Annotated in this window: 17 protein-coding genes; 11 read left to right on the top strand and 6 right to left on the bottom strand. The window is 58.5% G+C overall.

Going from position 1 to position 19,562, the window contains the following annotated elements; translation table 11 throughout:
- The first annotated feature begins 12 nt into the window (after positions 1-12).
- The 6 genes from ACFOTD_RS25335 to ACFOTD_RS25360 all read left to right on the top strand — a co-directional run bounded on the left by ACFOTD_RS25335 (position 13) and on the right by ACFOTD_RS25360 (position 8,888).
- Positions 13-858 carry a carbohydrate ABC transporter permease gene (locus tag ACFOTD_RS25335; RefSeq protein WP_378122731.1) on the top strand — a complete coding sequence of 282 codons (846 nt, stop codon included), beginning with the start codon at positions 13-15 and terminating at the stop codon, positions 856-858.
- A 38-nt stretch (positions 859-896) separates the two neighbouring features.
- Positions 897-2,663: a cache domain-containing sensor histidine kinase gene (locus tag ACFOTD_RS25340; RefSeq protein WP_378122732.1), complete on the top strand. Its 1,767-nt coding sequence runs from the start codon at positions 897-899 to the stop codon at positions 2,661-2,663.
- On the top strand, positions 2,664-4,262 hold the full coding sequence (locus tag ACFOTD_RS25345; RefSeq protein ID WP_378122733.1) for a helix-turn-helix domain-containing protein: 1,599 nt from the start codon (positions 2,664-2,666) through the stop codon (positions 4,260-4,262).
- Positions 4,263-4,382: 120 nt separating this feature from the next.
- Entirely contained in the window at positions 4,383-5,801 is a 1,419-nt protein-coding gene (locus ACFOTD_RS25350; protein WP_378122734.1) for an ABC transporter substrate-binding protein, read from the top strand.
- 799 nt (positions 5,802-6,600) lie between these two features.
- On the top strand, positions 6,601-6,942 hold the full coding sequence (locus ACFOTD_RS25355; protein WP_378122735.1) for a cupin domain-containing protein: 342 nt from the start codon (positions 6,601-6,603) through the stop codon (positions 6,940-6,942).
- The gene (locus tag ACFOTD_RS25360) at positions 6,939-8,888 is read left to right on the top strand and encodes an alginate lyase family protein (protein WP_378122736.1); all 1,950 of its coding nucleotides are present in this window, start codon (positions 6,939-6,941) and stop codon (positions 8,886-8,888) included. The genes ACFOTD_RS25355 and ACFOTD_RS25360 overlap by 4 nt, the downstream gene beginning before the upstream one ends.
- A gap of 63 nt (positions 8,889-8,951) precedes the next feature.
- Here the strand turns inward: ACFOTD_RS25360 and ACFOTD_RS25365 are convergent, their stop codons facing one another.
- Complete coding sequence (locus ACFOTD_RS25365) at positions 8,952-9,635, bottom strand: VOC family protein (RefSeq protein WP_378122737.1); 684 nt, start codon at positions 9,633-9,635, stop codon at positions 8,952-8,954.
- Between the two features lie 331 nt (positions 9,636-9,966).
- On the opposite strand from ACFOTD_RS25365, the gene ACFOTD_RS25370 reads away from it, so the two are divergent.
- Together ACFOTD_RS25370 and ACFOTD_RS25375 are read left to right on the top strand one after the other, a co-directional pair.
- The gene (locus ACFOTD_RS25370) at positions 9,967-10,308 is read left to right on the top strand and encodes a hypothetical protein (protein ID WP_378122738.1); all 342 of its coding nucleotides are present in this window, start codon (positions 9,967-9,969) and stop codon (positions 10,306-10,308) included.
- Between the two features lie 25 nt (positions 10,309-10,333).
- Positions 10,334-11,086 carry a phosphotransferase gene (locus ACFOTD_RS25375; RefSeq protein ID WP_378122739.1) on the top strand — a complete coding sequence of 251 codons (753 nt, stop codon included), beginning with the start codon at positions 10,334-10,336 and terminating at the stop codon, positions 11,084-11,086.
- Positions 11,087-11,199: 113 nt separating this feature from the next.
- On the opposite strand, the gene ACFOTD_RS25380 is transcribed toward ACFOTD_RS25375, so the two are convergent.
- The 5 genes from ACFOTD_RS25380 to ACFOTD_RS25400 all read right to left on the bottom strand — a co-directional run bounded on the left by ACFOTD_RS25380 (position 11,200) and on the right by ACFOTD_RS25400 (position 16,196).
- Positions 11,200-11,997 carry a hypothetical protein gene (locus ACFOTD_RS25380; RefSeq protein ID WP_378122740.1) on the bottom strand — a complete coding sequence of 266 codons (798 nt, stop codon included), beginning with the start codon at positions 11,995-11,997 and terminating at the stop codon, positions 11,200-11,202.
- 141 nt (positions 11,998-12,138) lie between these two features.
- Positions 12,139-12,579, bottom strand: coding sequence for a YhfM domain-containing protein (locus tag ACFOTD_RS25385; RefSeq protein WP_378122741.1), 441 nt, complete (start codon positions 12,577-12,579; stop codon positions 12,139-12,141).
- Positions 12,580-12,722: 143 nt separating this feature from the next.
- Positions 12,723-13,715, bottom strand: a complete 993-nt coding sequence (locus tag ACFOTD_RS25390; protein ID WP_378122742.1) for a cation diffusion facilitator family transporter — start codon at positions 13,713-13,715, stop codon at positions 12,723-12,725.
- A 64-nt stretch (positions 13,716-13,779) separates the two neighbouring features.
- Complete coding sequence (locus ACFOTD_RS25395) at positions 13,780-14,502, bottom strand: gamma-glutamyl-gamma-aminobutyrate hydrolase family protein (protein WP_378122743.1); 723 nt, start codon at positions 14,500-14,502, stop codon at positions 13,780-13,782.
- A gap of 158 nt (positions 14,503-14,660) precedes the next feature.
- Entirely contained in the window at positions 14,661-16,196 is a 1,536-nt protein-coding gene (locus ACFOTD_RS25400) for a glycoside hydrolase family 31 protein (RefSeq protein ID WP_378122744.1), read from the bottom strand.
- A 123-nt stretch (positions 16,197-16,319) separates the two neighbouring features.
- On the opposite strand from ACFOTD_RS25400, the gene ACFOTD_RS25405 reads away from it, so the two are divergent.
- The 3 genes from ACFOTD_RS25405 (at position 16,320) to ACFOTD_RS25415 (ending at position 19,515) form a co-directional block, all read left to right on the top strand.
- Positions 16,320-17,186 (top strand): helix-turn-helix transcriptional regulator, encoded by an 867-nt coding sequence (locus tag ACFOTD_RS25405; RefSeq protein WP_378122745.1) that lies wholly within the window; start codon positions 16,320-16,322, stop codon positions 17,184-17,186.
- Between the two features lie 30 nt (positions 17,187-17,216).
- A complete protein-coding gene (locus tag ACFOTD_RS25410) occupies positions 17,217-18,098 on the top strand; it encodes a helix-turn-helix domain-containing protein (RefSeq protein ID WP_378122746.1) in 882 nt (293 codons plus the stop codon).
- A gap of 130 nt (positions 18,099-18,228) precedes the next feature.
- Positions 18,229-19,515: a glycoside hydrolase family 27 protein gene (locus ACFOTD_RS25415; RefSeq protein ID WP_378122747.1), complete on the top strand. Its 1,287-nt coding sequence runs from the start codon at positions 18,229-18,231 to the stop codon at positions 19,513-19,515.
- Positions 19,516-19,562 lie beyond the last annotated feature (47 nt).

Genomic DNA, 19,562 nt, shown 5'->3' on the forward strand with positions numbered 1-19,562 from the left:
GAGGCGGCACCCATGACTTCGGCGAAAATGCTGGCTTTGCTGCCGAAAACGATCCTTTGGATATTCCTGCTGGTTACGGCCTTCATGATGCTATTCCCCGTCGCGCTTACGTTGCTCGGCTCCTTCAAGACCAATCTGGAGGTAACGACTGGCGCGACGATTCTGCCCAAGGTGTGGCAGTTCGGCAACTATGCGACCGCCTGGAAAGCGGCCAACTTCTCCCGGTTTACGTGGAACAGCACGTTCGTCAGCGTGACGACGACGGTCGGCACGCTGCTGGTGACGACGATGGCGGCCTATGCGATCGACCGCGCCAACTTTATCGGCAAGCGCTTCTACGTCGTCCTGCAAGCCAGCACCCTCTTCATCACAGTCGGCGCAGTCGTGCTGCGCCCGCAATTCGATATGATGATCGGCCTCGGCCTGCAAAAGTCGCTGTGGGGCGTCGTGATTATCCTGATCAGCGCCCACGCCTCGATTTTTTTCATGCTGATCGGCTTCTTCCGGGGGATCCCGCGCGACCTTGACGAAGCTGCCTTTATCGACGGCTGTAACTTCTACTCGGTGTTCTGGCGGATCGTGCTCCCGCTGCTTCGTCCGGCGCTCGCGGTCTGCGGCCTGTTCGTCTTCCGCGGCGCGTGGAACGAATACATCCTCCCGCTCGTGTTCACGATGACCAAGCCCGAGCTGCAGACGCTGACCGTCGGACTCGCCGGCCTTCGCTACAGCATCGGCTCCGCTTCCGAGACGCAATTGATGCTGGCCGGCGCCTGCCTGTCGATTCTGCCGATGCTGATCGTCTATATTTTCGCCAACAAGTCCTTTATGCAAGTATCCGCGGGCGCCGTTAAGGGATGACGCGCTGCGCTATAATGGGAGGCGGGGAGTGTTAACTCATGAAGCGTGCCTACTACCGATTATCCCTTAAGAAAAGAATTCAGCTCTTCTACATCCTTTTGACGGTGTTCTGCATTTTCGTGACCGGGATCCTGTCGGACTACTTCGCGTCCCGGGTCATGGAGCGCAATGCGCTCGGCCTCAGCCAGAATACGCTCAACAAATCCGCGCAGGTGCTCGACGAGCATCTGCGCCACGTCATTGTCTCCTCTTATACGCTGATGCTCAGCGACGCCTTCGTCCAGACGATGATCGACGTCCAGTCCAAAAACGACGCAAGCTACTACCGGAACCTGTCGGCGCTGCAGGTTCCTTTTGTGCAGCTTAAGCTGAACGAGCCGCTCGTGGAGTCCGTCCTGCTGAACACGCCGATCGGCGAATTTTATGCCACCAAGGATACCCGCTCCGCCTCGGGCGACTATCGGCAGGCGTTCGGCGAATGGCTCGACCGTCCTTCATGGAGCGTCCAGTGGATCGGCGCGCATGCGGACCCCTTGTTCGTCGGAGGCAAGCGCGTGGTGTCCTTGCTGCTGCGGCCGCTCAGCAGCCAGTACTCGCCCGACGTCTTCCTGACCGTCAATCTGAACGAGTCGCTCGTCAGGGATATCGTCGAGGAGAACCTGATCGACAACCAGGTCGGCATGTACCTGCTCGACGACAGCGGCGCGGAGATCGTGCGGCCCACCCATGCGTCCCACGTTTTCGACGAGGAGCCGGCCTTCATGAGCGCCATGTCCCAGAGCGACGGGAAGGGCTTTTTTCGTTTTTCCGACCGGTCGGGCGACCGGCAGCTCGTCAATTATGCCCATCTGACGATGAACGGCGGCTGGTCGCTCGTCGGCATCCAGTCCGAAGCGGCGCTGCTTAAGCCGATGAAGAACATCCGCTGGCTGATCCTCATCATAATGGCCGCGTGCGTCGTCGTCGCCCTTCTCTTTTCCAAGCTGCTGTCCGACGTGCTCCTCAAGCCGCTATACAAGCTGCACCGGCTGATGGTGAAGGTCGAGCAAAACGATCTTGAGGTCCGGTTCGAGAGTCCGTACGAGGACGAGGTCGGGCATGTCGGACACAAGTTCAACCGGATGCTGGAGCAGATTCAGACGCTGATCGAAGAGGTCAAGGCCTCGGAGCAGGAGAAGCGCAAGTCGGAGATCAAGGCGCTGCAGTCGCAGATTGAGCCCCATTTCCTTTACAACACGCTCAATACGATTTATTGGAAAAGCGAAAGCGAGGAATATAGCGACGTGCAGGAGATGATCTTCTCTCTCTCCCTGCTGTTCCGCCTCGGCCTGAACAACGGCAACGAGATCACGACGCTCGAGAAGGAGCTCGATCACGTCCGCCAATATTTGATCATCCAGCAGAAGTGTTACGAAGACCGCTTCGACTTCTCGATCGAGCTGGAGGACCCGGAGCTGCTCGGAATGCCCATCTTGAAAATACTGCTGCAGCCGCTCGTCGAAAATTCGATCCTGCACGGCCTTGAGCATGTCAGAGAGAACGGAAAAATAAGCATCGACGTCCGCCGGGAAGGCGCCTATCTGCTGCTGCGCGTCGCGGATAACGGCACCGGCATGGACGTGGAGCAGGTGCTGCGGCGAATGAACGATACGGATACGCCCACGAAGGGCGGATATGCGCTTGCGAACGTGCGGGCGCGCCTGCAGCTGACCTACGGCGTTCAGGCGACGATGACGCTCTCGAGCGTTCCAAGCCAGGAGACGGCCGTCAGCTTGCTTATCCCTTTGCCGAAGGAGGCTTACTAAATGGAACGAATCGTCACCATGTGCGTGATCGACGATATTAAGACGGTCGTGAACGGGATCGCGACTCGCATCCCCTGGGCGCAATACGGAATCGAGGTCGTCGGCACGGCGCTGGACGGCGCGGAGGGCCTGGCGCTGATCCGGGAGAAGAAGCCGGACATCGTCATCACCGATATCCGCATGCCCGGTCTTAGCGGCATCGAGATGGTGAGGCTGGTCGCTGACGGCGACCTTCCCTCCAAAGTCATTTTCATCAGCGGCTACACCGACTTCAACTACGCGCAGGAAGCGGTCAAGCTGGGCGCGTTCGATTATTTGCTGAAGCCGTTTACGCCCCAGCAGGTGATCGAAGCCGCCACCAAGGCAAGGGACGCTGTGCTGAGCGAGCTGTCCCGCCATGACGTGCTGCGCGAGATGGAACGGCAGCTTGCCGAGAGCATGCCCCATCTGCGGCAGGAGTTCTGCCGCCGGCTGCTTCGGTACGACTCGAGCCTGGAGTCGCTGAACCGGCAATGGGGCTTCCTCCAGATGGAGATGGCTTATTCGCCGCTGCTCGTCATGGTCGCGGAGATCGACAACTTCGAGGAAAAGGCCCGCCTGCTCCCGATCAAGGAAGTCGAGCTGGGCCGCTTCGCCGTGCAGAACGTGCTGGAGGAGACGCTCTCCTCCCATACGAAGTTCATTCTGCTGCGGGAGAACGTGCATCAATTCGTCGCGGTGCTCAATCCGCCGGCGGACCTCGACACGGCAGGGCTGCTGGAGCTGTGCCGGGAAAATATCGACCGTTGGACGTCGCAGTCCGTCTCGATCGGAATCGGCTCGCAGGTCGATACCATCCAGAGCGTCTACCTGTCTTACGAACAGGCGAAGGCTGCGCTGTCCTACGCCTTCTATAGCGGCGGCAACAGCGTGCTGCCTTATACGGAGAAGAGCGGCTTCATCTCTCCTCGCTTCTCGGCCGACAAGGAAAAGGAGCTGCTGTTCGCGCTTCGGTCCGGCAACCAGGACAAAGGCGCGAAGATGCTTGACGATATTTTCATGGAGTGCTCGCAGTACCCCGTGCCTCCCGAGCCGGCCGTGATGACCAACCTGCTGTACGGCCTGGCCTTCTCCATTTTCCGCGCGCTGTCCGAGCAGGTATCGGACGAAGAGCGGCGTCAGCTCGAGACGAAGCTCGCCGAGATGAAGGAGTTCGCCTCCCTGTCGCTCGGCGGCTGGCAGCGCAAGCTGCAGGATTACTGCGCGCTCGGCTGCGGCATGCTCGCAAGCCGGCAGAACCACGATGCGGCAAGGCTGATCGTACGGACCAAGATCTATATCGAGGAACATATCGAGCAGAGCCTGACCGTGAACGACTGCGCGAAGTCGGTCCATCTCAGCCCGAGCTATTTCGCCAACCTGTTCAAGAAAGAAACGGGCATGACGCTCATGCAGTACATCACCCAGCAGCGCATGGAAAAAGCAAAAGCGATGCTGGCCGATGGGCTTCAGGTACAGGAGATCGCCGCCTCTCTCGGGTATGAGGATCGCCCTTATTTCAGCGAGCTGTTCAAAAAGCACACGGGGCTGACGCCGACGGAATACCGGAACAAAAAGTGATTTCCTCCTCCCTGCACAGTAGGAATGTCCTTCTCCCCCCTCGCGGGTTCCGTCCTATAATCGAGTCAGTTACCGGACGCTCGTCAGGCTAACGCATACGACAAAGGGAGGTTTTTATACATGTTAAAGCAATGGGGTTATACGGCGCTTGGCGCGACGCTGGTCGTCGGACTGGCAGCCTGTTCATCTTCGAACAACGACGGCGCCGCTTCGAGCGCCTCGAATAGCGGTACGGCTTCTGCAAGCGCTTCCGGTCAAGCCGCTTCCGGGACAAAAACAAAAATCTCTTACTGGACGCCAGACCGTCACGACGCGGTATTCATGAAGGCCAAGATCGACGAGTTCAACAAGACGAATACGGACAATATCGAAGTCGAAATGACCGTCATGGCCGACAACTATGCGGACGCCGTTGACATTGCCTTCGCGAGCAAGCAAGCGCCGGACGTCCTTCAAGTCAACAACCTCGAGACCTATGTGAAGAAGGGCTACATCACGCCGCTGAACGCTTACATGGACGACGCGACCAAGGCGAGATTCGACTCGATCCTGATCGAGAACAAAAACATGATCGACGGACAGATCTATTCCTTCCCGAACATCGGCCAGACGTGGCGCCTTATCTACAACAAGGACCTGTTCGCAAAAGCCGGCATCGCCGAAGCGCCGAAGACGCTCGCCGAGCTCGTCGAGGACGCGAAGAAGATCACCGCAGCAGGCAAAGCTGACGGCGCGTACGGCTTCGCCAGCAACTTCAAGAGCTCCTCGGGCTTCTGGCGCCCTTCGATCACCGTGTCGACGGCCAGCGGCTCGACCGGCGCAGAGGGCTACAACTTCCAGACCGGCCAGTTCGACTTTAACTCGGTCAAGGATATCGCCGTGGCGCTTCGCCAAATGAAGGAAGACGGCAGCATGATGCCTGGCGTCGAGAGCCTCGACATGGATCCGCTGCGCGCCCAATTCGCGCAAGGCAAGATCGGCATGTACATCAACCATTCGGGCGAGCCGGGCGTGTACAAGGATCAATTCCCGACGACCGTCAACTGGGCAGCGGCGCTGCCGCCGACCGCAGACGGCACGATTCACGGCGCGGTCAACGTCGTAGGCGGCTCCTACATCGGCATCAGCAACGACTCGCCGAACAAGGAGAAGGCCTGGAAGTTCCTCCAGTACGTATACAGCCTTGATCTGCAAAAGGAATATTACGAGAGCGGCTATGGCGTATCGCTGATCCCGGACGTCATCCAAGCTGCTGCCACGCCTTCTCTTCCGGGCATCGAAGGCTTCCTGCCGACGAAGTACGACGCTCTCTATCCGGCCACGCCGCTCTCCGCGACGGAAGCCGACCTCGAAGGCACCAAGTACGGCGACGTGCTGACCAAATACGTCATCGTCGGCGGAGATCTCGACAAGATGATCGCGGACCTGAACACCCGCTACAACGCGGCGCTCGCCAAAGCGCGTGCGGACGGCACGACGAAGATCGAGGCGGACCCGAGCTTCGACGCTTCCAAGCTGCAGGGCACGCTCGCCAAGTAACCGATGTCTCGACGCTTCTGATCGGGGCTGCCTCAAGGTCATGCGATGACCGAGGGGCGGCTCCTTCGGTCATTTGGCCGTCATAACGGAACTCGTTTCCGCTATGCCTGCTCAAACCACACCATCGCGGCGCCATAGCGGAACTTATTTCCGCTATGCTCGCCAAAATCGCACCAACGCGGCACGATAGCGGAACAAAATTTCCGCTGTGCCCGCCCAATTCGCGCCACCGCCGCTCAATAACGGAACAAACTTCCGCTATGCCCGCCCAAACCGCACTACCCCGGCGCCATAACGGAACTCATTTCCGCTATGCCCGCCCAAACCGCACTACCGCGGCGCCATAGCGGCATACGGTGCCGTTATTGCACGCCCGGGCACGGCCACGCGCCGCCATAGCGGCATGCGTTGCCGTTATTGCACGCCCGGGCACGGCCACACGGCGCCATAGCGGCATGCGGTGCCGTTATTGCACGCCTTTCACGGCCACGTGGCGGGATAGCGGCATACGGTGCCGCTATCGCCCGCCCGGGCAAGGCCACACGGCGCCATAGCGGAACTCATTTCCGCTATGCCCGCCCAAACCGCACAACCCCGGCGCCATAGCGGAACTCATTTCCGCTATGCCCGCCCAAACCGCACTACCCCGGCGCCATAACGGAACTCATTTCCGCTATGCCCGCCCAAACCGCACTACCGCGGCGCCATAGCGGAACTCATTTCCGCTATGCCCGCCCAACCGCACCATCGCTGCGCGATAGCCACACACATTTTTATAACCATAAGGAGGCCCATCGCCATGATCCTTCATAACAACGATATCCCCAGCCGCAAGGTGGACGAATACGCATCCCGGAAAATCCTCGGGACGGGCGGCAGCCTGATGATGGTGGAAGTGAGCTTCAAGAAAGGCGGCATCGGCGAGGTGCATTCCCACGAGGCGCACGAGCAGACGAGCTATATTGTGAAAGGCAAGTTCGAGGTGTCCGTGGACGGCGTTAAGTCGGTACTGGTCGCCGGCGACAGCTTCTATGCGGGACTTCGCGTTCCCCATGGCGTCGTGGCGCTGGAGGATTCGATCATTCTTGACGTGTTCACGCCGCTCCGCCTAGATTTCCTGGAAGCCGAGGTGCCCGAATGAATCCGTTCTACGTGACGCACGAAGAGCTGCGCGAAGCCGCCAAAATCTTTCTCCAAGATTACCCCGAGCAGGCGAAAAAGGCGATCGACGTCGCCGAGCATGCCGGCCGCAACGAATTCCGCCTCCCCTACACGATGGTCAAGGACAGCTGGGTCCACATGGGGACGCCGATCGACTGGCTGCACAACCCGACGAAGGACCTCGAATTCACCTGGATTTTTAACCGCCATTGGCATATGGAGGATGTGGGCAAAGCCTACCTGCTCACCGGGCGCGAGGAATACGTCCATACGTTCATCCGGCACTTCGAGGAGTGGCTCGCGCAGAACGCTCCCGTCCAAGAGGTTCCCTACGAGGAAGCGACTTATTTCCAGCGTCCGGGCCCTTGGCGGTTGCTCGAGACCGGCCTGCGCGTGCAATCGTGGATCTGGACATACCGGATGGTCGAAGGGAGCCCCCGGATCTCCGATGCGTTCCGCGAACGGTTTTTCGCCGCGCTCGCCGAGCATGCGGATTATTTGACGCGGTACCTGGGAAGCGTAGAGATAAATCACGCGATCATGCATATGCAAGGGCTCTTCATGATCGGGGCGTTCTACGCGGATCATCCTCGCTCGCCGTTATGGCGCCAGCTTGCCGCCGAGCGTCTGGAGCTGTGCATGCTGCGGCAGGTCGGCGAAGAAGGCGTGCAGAGCGAGCTGACTACGCATTATCACAACGGCAGCATCGGCATGTTCAGCACGCCTTATCTCCTCGCCCTCAAGACCGGGTACGAATTTCCGGAATGGTACGCCCACAAGCTGGCCCGCATGGGCGCGTTTACCGAAGCGGTCATCCGTCCGGACGGGCAGGCGACGCCGATCGGCGACTCGGACTGGATCAGCCATGGCCGGCGGCCGCTCGGCTTGCTTGGCGCCATACTGAACGATGAGGCCCTGTTAAAAGCAGGCGAGGTTAGCGAAGAGCTGCTGTGGATGTTCGGAACGGACGTGTATTTGCGCATGAAGGACAGCCAGTCCTCCTTCTCGCCTGCCACGACCAGCCGCGCGTTCGAGCAAACCGGCTACTATTTCATCAAGAGCGAGAATCACCATCTGTTCTTCGACGCGGCCGGCATGGGCGGCGCGCATGGCCACGCGGACGCGCTCAGCATCGAATGGATGTGGAACGGCCAGCTCGTTTTCGCGGATCCTGGCAGGTACACCTATGAGGAAGGCGAATGGCGCCGCCTCTTCAAAAGCACCCATGCGCACAACACCGTAACGGTTGACGGCCTGGACCAGACGCCTTACGAGGCGACGCAGCGTTGGGGAGAGCCCGTCGCAAACTGCGAGACGCTCCGCTGGATAGATAACCCGAGTTTCTCCTTCATCGAAGCGACGCACGACGGCTACCTCCGGCTGGAGAAGCCGGTCCTCCACCGGAGATGGACGCTCGTCGGCAAGGACGTCGATCTCCTCCTCATCGTCGATTGGCTGGAAGGAGACGGCGAGCGCAAGATCGAGCAGCGCTTCTACCTGCATCCGGAAGCTCTCGTAGAGCTGGGCGGTGCCAATATCGATTCCGCAGCCAACTCCGGCAGCGTCGCGTCTTGGGCTAGCGTCGTCCATCCGTCGACGGGAACGCTGGTCAACATGCATTGGACGACGGCCGGCGGAGCCGCCTCCGGCTTCGCCGCCACCGAAGAAGCCGGCTGGATCTCCCGCATCTACGGGGAGAAAGAGCCGAACCGTGTTCTGTCCATGGGCGGCCAAGCGAACGTAACCGCGGGCATCGCTTGCATTGCCTTGCCGCAGCTGGATGCGATCGGCTCCACGGACGCCAGCCTAGAATCGTTCGACCTCGACGCCGAGCGCCAAGCAATTTCCGCCGTATATACGGCGAACGGTCGCACCGTCCGCGTGACGATCGATCGCGACGACGTAAGTTGGACGGTCGAAGGCTGAAACTAGCAGAGGGCGTTCCCCTGTCCTGATGGACAACGGGACGCCCTTTTTTTCACTCCGGCACTACGAACGAACAACCGACAGCTTATACGGATACTCGCCAACCGCGTACTCGCCCGCTGGACTTCCTTCAACCGTAACTTCCGTTCTAAACACTTTCGCTTTTTTATCGGAACCAAGCCATACTCTACCGATCGCCGACAAAATGAACAATCCGTCTTCATCCCCAACGGCAGCAAACGAATCATGGCCATTCTTATATTCGATCATCAAATAATCGGCGTGCATCGCGTTTTTAACCTTATTCACGTCGCTAACGACAAGCCCGATCTCGCTAATACTGCATAGACTGTCACCTGTAAACGGTGTATCGATGTCAGGACCGCGATCGTGCCTTGCGATGAATTCAACGATATTTCCCCCAGCGTCGTGAAAATAAACGGAGGTTGAATTCCAGGACTCGGAGTACACGCTGTTCGAATGGTCGGGGAACACATGGATGGCAACGCCGATCGATTCTAGCCAAGCCACCGATTCTTCGATTTTATTTCGAGGGATGTCGAATGCAAAATGGTAAAAGGGTTCCTCGGCATCATCGGTCTGCACAAAAGTAAGCGCCGAGCGCCCGATGTCCACAGTAAACGTGTCTTCAGAATCTTTCACCAAGGGAAGTCCGAGCTCGTTTATATAAAATGTCTTCAGGTGGTCCAAGTGTTTCGTCAGCAATTGTACATGTTGTATTCTCAAACGAGCCCTCCTTAAAATTTCTCTATCCTCACAAATTTTGTTCCATCCTCGTTACGGTTGCCGACAATATCCTTCTCATAAACGATAACCTCACGCACGCCAAGAAGGGCAAGTGGATTCATGAAAAAGCGCTGCGCGATTTCCGTCCTTTTTAAATTGAAGCGCTATGAATCTGGCAGTCGACGACTTTCCCGATCCCGTGGCACCTTCCACAAATACAAGCTTCATTGGATTCTCTCCTAAAAACCTTATCGCCCGATAATTTCCATTTCCTATACGGCAATGTTACCATGATTCTGTCCTTATAAAAGCCTAAAGTGGAGGAGCTGCCATGTCCGACTTGCAAGCGGCAATCTCGGAACCACAGATCATCCGCTATCTCGGTATCAAATTCAACGCAGAGGAACTCTCGCTGGCCGAGTGGTCTATGACCAAGCTGGATTGGAAAGCGTCGAATACGGTGACGGACGCCTTATATCGTATTTCAGGAAAGGTGCTTATCGATGGGAAGACGCTCGACTGGTTCTTTATCGTTAAAGTGATCGTTCCGGCGCCCGACACCGATGACCCCAACCACTATTGCTATTGGAAACGCGAGCCCCTTCTCTACCAATCCGGGACTGCTAGAGTCGCTTCCCGAGCCGGTGCGGGCGCCGCAATGTTATGGCGTTGAGCAGGGCGATGACGGCACATGGCAGATGTGGCTGGAAGAGATCATCGTAGGTTTTGATGAACATTGGGAGTTGCAAAAATACGAGGATATCGCCGAGATGTTAGGACGGTTTAACGGCGCCTACCTTGCCGGACTCCCCCTGCCCTCGGAACCTTGGCTGTGCCGTGGTTTCCTCCAGTCCTGGACGCACGAGTGCGATAAATACGACAGCGGAATCGCAAGACTTGAAGAGACATGGAATCAATCGCGCGTAAAAGGACTTTTGCCCGACGGTACGTTTGAACGCTATCTTTCGTTTTGTCAAAACAGGGATCTGCTGCTGGCAAGCCTTGAGAAGCTTCCGAAAGTATTCACCCACAACGATGCCTGGAGGCCGAACCTGTTTCCTGCAACAGACCGCGGGTTGACGATGATCGATTGGTCCAATTGCGGTCTTGCCGGCGTCGGCGAGGAGCTGGGACGTTATTACGGTTTGAGCCTAAACTCGGATCTTGGCGACCTACCCGATAAGCGAGCATTGGCGAATGAAATGGCGATTCGATACTGCGAAGGGTTGCGTAAAGCCGGGTGGCGCGGAGATGATCATTTAGCCAAATTCGGGTTTATGGCTTCTGCCGGCATACGGTGCGGAATGATGATACCCAATCTGCTGGAGCAGCTGTCTCGCCTCCCCGAAATCGAAGAGATTCCGGCTAAATGGAAGGAACGCTGCACGGTTGCGGTCCACCTGCTTGATCTTGCGGAAGCGTCCATCGAATTGGCAGGAGGCGCTGTATAGCGCCTCTTCGCCCCAGTTGGCCGCGCAGTCCCGCTATGTAGCTCTATATGGAGCTACTTCGCCCAGATTGCCCGCGCTGTCCCGCTATGTAGCTCTATCTGAGCTACTTCGCCTCATTTGCCCGCGCTGTCCCGCGCCGTCCCGCACTGTCCCGCCAATCGCCGAATCTCCTCGCACATCCTCGGATTAACCGGATACGCCTCTTCCAAAAACGCCAAAATGCATAGGGCCGATACGGGGATGCGGTCGTATCCTTGCATCATGTCGCCGACAATCTCCGCGAAGCGCGGGAATCTCTTCTCCAACCGTCTCTCGTTCCCGAACGGATCGGGATAGTAATCGACCTCGGGCTCCAGGAGGTGAAGCACCGACAGAATTCGGTCAATCGCGTAGCCTTGTATGAACCTTGCGGCGGATAAGCGCTCTCCCCTTGCGTAGCGGCCTAGCCCTACGTAAAGATTGGTTAGGGCTTCGTTCAAAGGAAAGTCCAGCGAATCTGCTTTGAGGCTGGGGATCGGAACGGAAGACTTGGCGATGGCCAGGTTTTCGTACGCGGGATCCCTCCAGACGATTCGGCCTTCCGGATAGGCGGCATTCGTCAGGTCCCGCTCCTCGAATATCGCGTATTCCCCGAAAATGCCGTCCTCGAACAGAATCTTGCAGCCGGCATCTGAATTTTTAAAGGCATAGGCAAGCGGAAACGTGTCTTCGAGCCAATCCAGACGATCGAGATACCTGCTTTTCTCCCCCGGCTTCACGATAACAAAGAAATCCAGATCCGAATATTGATCCAGCCGCGCCGTCTCGACCCCCACAGAACCGACGCCTAACAATAACAGCGCGCCTCCAGTCCGTTCGAGCGATTGGCCGATCTCGACCAAACGCTGCAGCAGCAATTCTGTTCCCCGCATACGTGCCCTCCCCCAATTTGAATGCAAAAAAGGCTCAACCCCACTACGCAGCGAGGTTGAACCCGAAGGTTGCATTGCCTTTATTCTATTGCCAAATTATCACGCAGCAATTGCCGCTGTCAATCGTAAGCCTGCCCCATCTTAATCGTTAGCCCCATAAATAACGCTTCGCAGTTCGTTCGTCAGCCCCTTGGATATTGTGTATCCCTGGCTGCTATCGTCCGTATTTACGAGCAACGCGGTTCTCCCCTCTTCGTCCGCGACGTTGAGTACGTATTTCTTTTGCGTACCGTCCCCGAAGGAGAGATACATAAAAAAATCTACGCCATAGTCCACTACGCCATTCATTTTTTCCGCGTTAACGATCGCCTTCCGGAATAACTTGAGCTCTTCGCCATTTTCTTTCGTAAACGTCTTTTCCGCAAACGGAGTCCCCGCTTTCTTGCAGAATTCCGCGCATTCGAGCTTCACGGATACGATTTCTTTTCCGTTCAGCACGACCTTCCCCTTGGTGCCCGCATCGTTCGCGCAGCCTGTCGCTGCCATACACAGAAGCAACAAGATCACCGTAAAAGATCTCATTCCGTTCTAATCCCCCCACCCTAATCGTGGAAAATCCCATTACAAGTTTAGAACGTTAAGCTTTCTTCAAAGGTTGCTCGGCTGCTTTCGCACCACGTAAAAAAGCCCGCCGGTTTGCGCCGGCAGGCTACAAGTTAACGTCCTTAAGAATTCACAGGCTCCGGATTCCAGTTCTTAACGCCGTTGTCCTCGATAATCCCGATCGTCACATCGGCAATGTCGCTGTCCAGCAGCAAGCGATCTCTGATCTTGAACTTGATATCGTCCGCGTCCGCAAGCGTTAGACCGGGGCGCAGCTCGATCAGTCCCTCGACGTGGTAATAACGACCTTCCTGCAAAATCCGCATTTGATAAATATCGGTCACGTAGCTGTTGGAGAAAATGATCTGCGCGACTTTGTCCTCGACATCGCGTGGAGCGGATACGCCGATGAGCCCGACCATATTATCGTAGCCGACCTTGAACGCGACCCCGACCATTAACAAGCCGATGAGGATGGTCGAGACGCCGTCCAGCAGATGAAAGCTCGTCAGCGACGTCACGACTACGGCCGCTAGCGCCAAGAGCGCACCGGTTGTCGCTACAAGATCCTCGTAAAAGACCAAGCGTGTCGGCGGCGCGGCGCGACCTACGTTTTTGAACGCCTGAGGAATGATCGCCATTCCCTTCGCTTCCGCACGCGACTCATGCACGATTTCCTTCATCGCTTTTATAAGAACAAATCCGTCGACTGCGACAGACAGGAGCAGCACAATAAGATTAAACCAGAAGCCATGCGATTCCGCGGAAGGATGCGCCAACAAGTGGAAGCCTTCCAGGATGGTCTCGTAAGCCATCACGGTTACGACGATAACGGCCACCATACAAAATAAGTTGATGACCCGGCCGAACCCGGTCGGGAACCGGCGCGTCGGCTTCTTCTCGGCCAGCACGCTGCCGGCGAATACGAAGGCTTGGTTCACGGCGTCGGCGATCGAGTGCATCGTCGATGCGAACATCGCCCCGCTGCCCGTCGTTACCGCTGCGATGCCTTTGACGATCGCGACCCCGGTGTTGCCGATGGCGGCCGCGGCCGACGAGGTGTTGCCTTTTTTCAATAGTTCGATAAAGCTGGTGCGTTGACTGTCGGATTCCACGTTAAAAATTCCCTCCTAAATGATTTCAATAGCTGTTTACGTACGGATCCGCCTTACGGTCGCGCTATATTTTTAATTTTTTGCACGCCTTCACGAATGCCTCGAATAGTCTAAAGTTATAACCATCCGTCTCGTAGTTAAACTCCGGATGCCACTGCACGGCTGCCACAAACTTCTTACCCGGCATCACGACTGCTTCTACCAAGCCGTCTTCGGCCTTGGCGGCAGGCAGCAACTGCCCCGACAACCGCTTGATGCCCTGGTGATGGTAGCTGTTGACTTGTAAAACTTCCGTTTCGACCAGGCCGTGGAACGGCGTTTCCTTCGCAATGTATACAGGGTGGACCGGCTCCGAGTAAGGAGGCGACTGCTTGTGGCCGACCTTCAAGTCGGACTGCATTTGCGTCGGGATATCCTGATACAGCGTCCCGCCGAGCAAGACGTTAAACAGCTGCAGGCCGCGGCAAATGCCGAATGCCGGCTTGTCCAGCCGTACGACCTGTTCGAACAGCGCAGCCTCCATCGCATCCCGCTCGGCGCACGGCTCCCCGCAGACGGCTTCCGCGTTTTCCCCGTACAGCTCGGGATTCACGTCATGTCCGCCCGTAAAAAGAAAGCCGTCGAACAGATGGGCAATGCGAGCGATTTGCGCTGCATCCGAGGTAAGCGGCAGCATGAACGGAATGCCGCCGGCCGCCTCGACTCCTTTCATATACCCGGGAAGCATCCAATAGCTATCTTTGTCTCCGTCATACAAGGGCAGCACGCCGATCGTCGGTCTCTCCATGTCCGATGCCTCCAAACCTATCCTTTTATATATATCTACTTATGGAATCTATTTTATCATCTCGGCCTTCGGACAATTGCGCGAACCTTTTGCACGAATCCGCCTATTAACGCAAAAACGAAAAGAGCCCCGCTGCGGCAAGGGCTCTTCCTTCTAACCTATGCTTGTACGCGGCGATACCAGGGCAGCCTGGCCAACGGCGCTTCCACTTCGACCACGCAGGGTCCGCTCACCGAACAGCCGTCGTCTCCCTGCCACGTCCCTTGCGGGAAGGCGACTTTTCGCGAGACGGCTCCTTTCTCCAATACCGGCGCCGCCAAAATGTCGTTTCCGAGCATGAACTGGTCTGAAACGGTCTCGAAGCCGCCTTCCGGAAACGCGTACGCCATATGCCGCATGATCGGCTCGCCCGTCTCCGCGGACTGCGCGACGAGCCGCTCGATCTCGGGTCCGAGCCGGCAGTGAAGCTGCGCCGCCTCCAGGCAATAGGCCAGATGCCGATCGTCCAGCACTCGCCAGGGCGCCGTGGAAAACTGGATCATCGGGAACAGCGCCGAGCACTGCGCGTACCGGACGAACAGCTCCTGATCGACCTCGAAGTCGGGGCGGATCAGATCCTCGTACTGCCCGCCGCCGACCATGTCCGGGCAGTTGAACGCGTAGCCGAGCAGCCCTTGCGCCAGGCCGTTCGGGATCAGGCTGGCGAGCCCGTCCCCGATCCAGCTGTGATTTTTGTCGCTCAGGCGCTGGACGATCGGCTGTCCGGCCAGCTTCCAGCAGGCCCTGTACTCGTTGAACGCGTAACGGAGTCCCAGCCGCGCCCATGCTTCGCACTGCTCGTTCGGCGTCGCCGGCCGGGCGCTGACGTCCGACGGCTTGTAGTACTGCGGGTCCCCGGCATCCAGCTTGAATCCGTCGATTCCGTACGTCCCGATAAGACGATCGAGCTGCCCGTCGAACCAGTCCAACGCGTCCTCGTTCGTGCCGTCCAAGATCCCGCTGTAGCCGTTCCACCACTTGCGGATGACAGGCTCGCCGTCCGCTTCGCGCAGCAGGTACCCTTGCCGGTAAAGATACCGGAACACCTCGCCGTCGGGACTGACGAACGGGCTGACCCACAGCAGGACGCGGAATCCGAGGGCGTGCAGCCGTTCGACCATCGCCTTCGGGTCCGGGAAGCGTCCCGCGTGGAACGTCAGCGTGCCGTAATCCTCGTGCCAATTGTCGTCGATCATCAGAATGCCCGGGGGAAATCCGTTCGCGACGATCGCTTCCGCATAAGCCAGCACCTTCTCCTGCGTCGGACCGTAGCTCATCTCCATCCAGGTATTGTACTGCGGCACGTTAAAGAACAGCGGGTCCGGAGAAGTACCTGACGGCGGAAAATACGCGCGCGACGCATGGCCGAACGCCTCCCTCAGATTGCCCCCGGATCGCTCGATCTTGATCGTTCCTGCTTGTCCCTCTACGACCAGGATGCCGTCCTCGAAGGCGAATCGGAAAGGCGCTTCAGACCACACGCTCCTCCCCCGGCTGGAGAGCAGCAGCGGGCTCGCTTGGTTATAGCCGGCATCGCCGTACAAATCTCTTGCGTGGTCACGCCCGGAAAACGGCATCTGCACGCCGTCGCTGACCGCTCCGCCCCACCAATATTCGTTTTCCAGCAACGGGATTCGAATCGATTCTTTATCCATATGGCCTCCTAAAGGGACTGCTTCATACCTCGATCTTACTGCCGGGCCTCTAGGAGGACAATCTTAATTTTGTGCGCTATACTATAACAAAATTGACTTCGGCACATAGGAGGCAGCGAAAAGATGGAGCCTTCCGTTTACGGATTCCGCCATGAAGAGCAGTCGATGTTGACCGTCGATTCGATCGGATGGCAGAAAATCTCGAGCGCCGGATACGCCTTCTCGGGCGACGACCGTCCGGACTGCGGACATGTCGTATTCCAATATACGCTTAGCGGGGAGGGCTGGATCGAATACGAGCAGCAGCGCGTTCGGTTGCCGAAGGGGTCGGCGTTCCTCGTCCGGATTCCGGGCAGCCACCGTTATTATTACGAGGAAAACGGCGCCCCTTGGGAAGTGCTCTGGATCAATCTGCGGGGCGACGAAGCGGGCCGGATCTGGGACCTCGTCCTGACGCAGGAAGGAACGGTCATTCGCAGGGATGCGGAATCCCCTTTGATCTCGCAGCTGTGGAAGCTCTATCGGGCGATCTCCGAGGAAAAGCTGACGGATAAGTACCGCTTATCCGTCCTCGCCTACGAGTGGATGCTCGCGCTGCTCCAATCGAGCCGGGAGTCGGGGCGGGAAGTCAGCTCGAAGTCGCACACGCTGCTGCACGAAGCCAAGCGGCTGATGAAAGCGAACTTCGCCTCGCCCTTAACGCTGGATGCGATCGCGCAGCGGCTTGGGGTGAACAAATATCACTTTTGCAGACTGTTCCAAAAAGCCGAACACACCTCCCCTCTCGCCTATCTGCGGGACCGGCGGATGGAGGCGGCGATCGCGATGCTCCGAACGACGGAGCTGCCCGTTCAGGAGGTCGGTAAGCGATGCGGCTTCGACAGCCCGAGCTATTTTGGTAAGGTGTTCCGGGAATATATGAGCATGTCGCCGCTGGCGTACAGGAACCAGAAGCTGGAGTTCCCGTACGATGCCATCTACTATGATTAACCTTGCGAGACACGGGAAGGAGACGATGAAATGACCGATGCGGCTGCGTACGGCACCTACGGCTTCCGCTTCGCCGATGCTCCCGAGCTGCCGCTCTGCGGCTTGTTCGCGGTGGGCCGGGAACGGGAGACCAGCGCCGCGTACCGCTGGGACGGGCTGACGCGCGACGACGGGCCGCTCCTGCTGTTCCAATACACGCTGGCCGGCGAGGGTACCGTCGAGATCGGGGAGCGCCGGGAAGCCGTAGGCGTCGGCTCGGCTTTTCTCGTCGAGATTCCGGGGAATCATCGCTACTACCTGCCTCCGGATAGGGACGAATGGACCTTCTACTATCTGCTGTTCAGGCCGCGTCTCCTCCTTCCCGCCTGGGAAGCGATCAAGTCCATGCTGGGAGACGTCGTCGATCTGCCGGCGGGCAGCGCCCCGATCCGCAAGCTGCGGGCGATCTTCGAGGAAGCGCGCGACGGCAAAATAACGGACCCGTTCACCGCGTCCTCGCACGTCTATCAATTCGTCATGGCGCTCGCCCGCTTCGCGTCGGCGCCCGACCGGGAGCGGGAGGCTTGGCCGGACGCCGTCCGCGCGGCCGTTCGCTTCATCGAGGCGAACTACGCCGGGATGGTCGGCCAATCGCAGCTTGCAGCCGAGGCGGGCTTGTCCAGGTATCACTTCCTCAGGACGTTCTCGCGATACGTCGGCCAGACGCCCAACGATTATTTGAACCGCGTGCGGATCGAACGCTCCGTCGAGCTGCTCGGCCGGACCGACTGGAGCGTCGAAGCGATCGCTTCGGCCGTCGGCTATTCGAGCGGCAGTTATTTTATCAAAGTGTTCCGCAGGCTGACCGGCCAGACGCCGGGGCAGTATCGCGAGGGCCGGCAGCTTCCGTACAGCCGGCTGTTCTACGATTGATGACGGATGGATGACGAACAGCAATTTTGTGCGATTTGTCGTCCAAAATTACGGTATTCAGCGCTCTCCGGCGGTATTATGATGAGGACACGACCGCAATTTTATCTTTTCGGACAGGGAGTGTCTTCGCTTGAATCATCATCTGATCGCCCCGACGCCGCCGATGGGCTGGAACAGCTGGGATTGCTACGGCGCCGCCGTTACGGAAAAAGAAATTCGCGCCAATGCCGACTATATGTCCATGCATCTGAAGGATTTTGGCTGGGATTACGTCGTCGTCGATATCCAGTGGTACGAGCCGGGCGCCGTCTCTTCGCAGTATCGTTCGTTCGTGCCGCTCGAGATGGACGCGTATTCGCGGCTGATGCCTGCCGTTAACCGGTTCCCGTCCGCGGCGGACGGCCAAGGCTTCAAGCCGCTGGCGGACTACGTGCATGGGCTGGGACTCAAATTCGGCATTCACATCATGCGGGGGATCCCGCGTCAGGCCGCGCATGCCGCCACGCCGATCAAAGGCACATCCACCACCGCTCGCGACATTGCGCATCCGAACTCGATCTGCCCGTGGAACACCGACATGTACGGCGTGGACGCGTCCAAGGAGGGCGCTCAGGCCTACTACGATTCGCTGTTCGAGCTGTATGCGGAATGGGGCGTCGACTTCGTCAAGGTGGACGATATCGCCGCATCCCGGCTGTACGATACGCATCTGCCGGAGATCGCGATGATCCGCGCGTCGATCGACCGCTGCGGACGGCCGATGACGCTGAGCCTGTCGCCGGGACCGGCGCCGCTCGCGCATGCCGACTTCCTGGAGGCGAACGCCAACATGTGGCGGATGACCGACGATTTCTGGGATCTGTGGGAGCCGCTGCTCGACATGTTCGACCGCTGCGAGCAGTGGCAGGGCCGGACGGGACCGGGGCATTGGCCCGACTGCGACATGCTGCCGCTCGGTCATATCGGCATCCGCTCGGTCGACGGCGGCGGCGCGGACCGCTGGACGCGCTTCACCCGGGACGAGCAGGTGACGATGATGACGCTGTGGACGCTGTTCCGCTCGCCCCTGTTCTTCGGCGGCGAACTGAACGACAACGACGACTGGACGCTGTCGCTGCTCACCAACCGCGACGTGCTTGCGATGCATCGCGACGGGACGGACGCCAGACTGGTGTCGCGGGAAGGCGACCGCATCGTCTGGACGTCGAACGGTCCGGGCGGCGGGCGTTACGTCGCTTTGTTTAATGTTGGCGACGCGCCGCTGCGGGTCGGCGTCTCGCTGGAAGCGCTGGGCTGGAACGATGGCGCGGCTGCGGCTGCGTTCGATATGTGGGCTTCGTCGGCGCTCGAGCCGGTCTCGAAGCGGCTTGAGCTGGAGGTCGCTTCGCACGGGGCGAGATTGGTGAGGTTGAGCTAGCGCGGCTTGCAGGCTGGCTGGACCCTTGGGTGGACAATGAGAGAGTC

Source organism: Cohnella sp. GCM10012308, assembly GCF_042649185.1.
In the GTDB taxonomy this organism is placed as follows: Bacteria; Bacillota; Bacilli; order Paenibacillales; family Paenibacillaceae; genus Cohnella.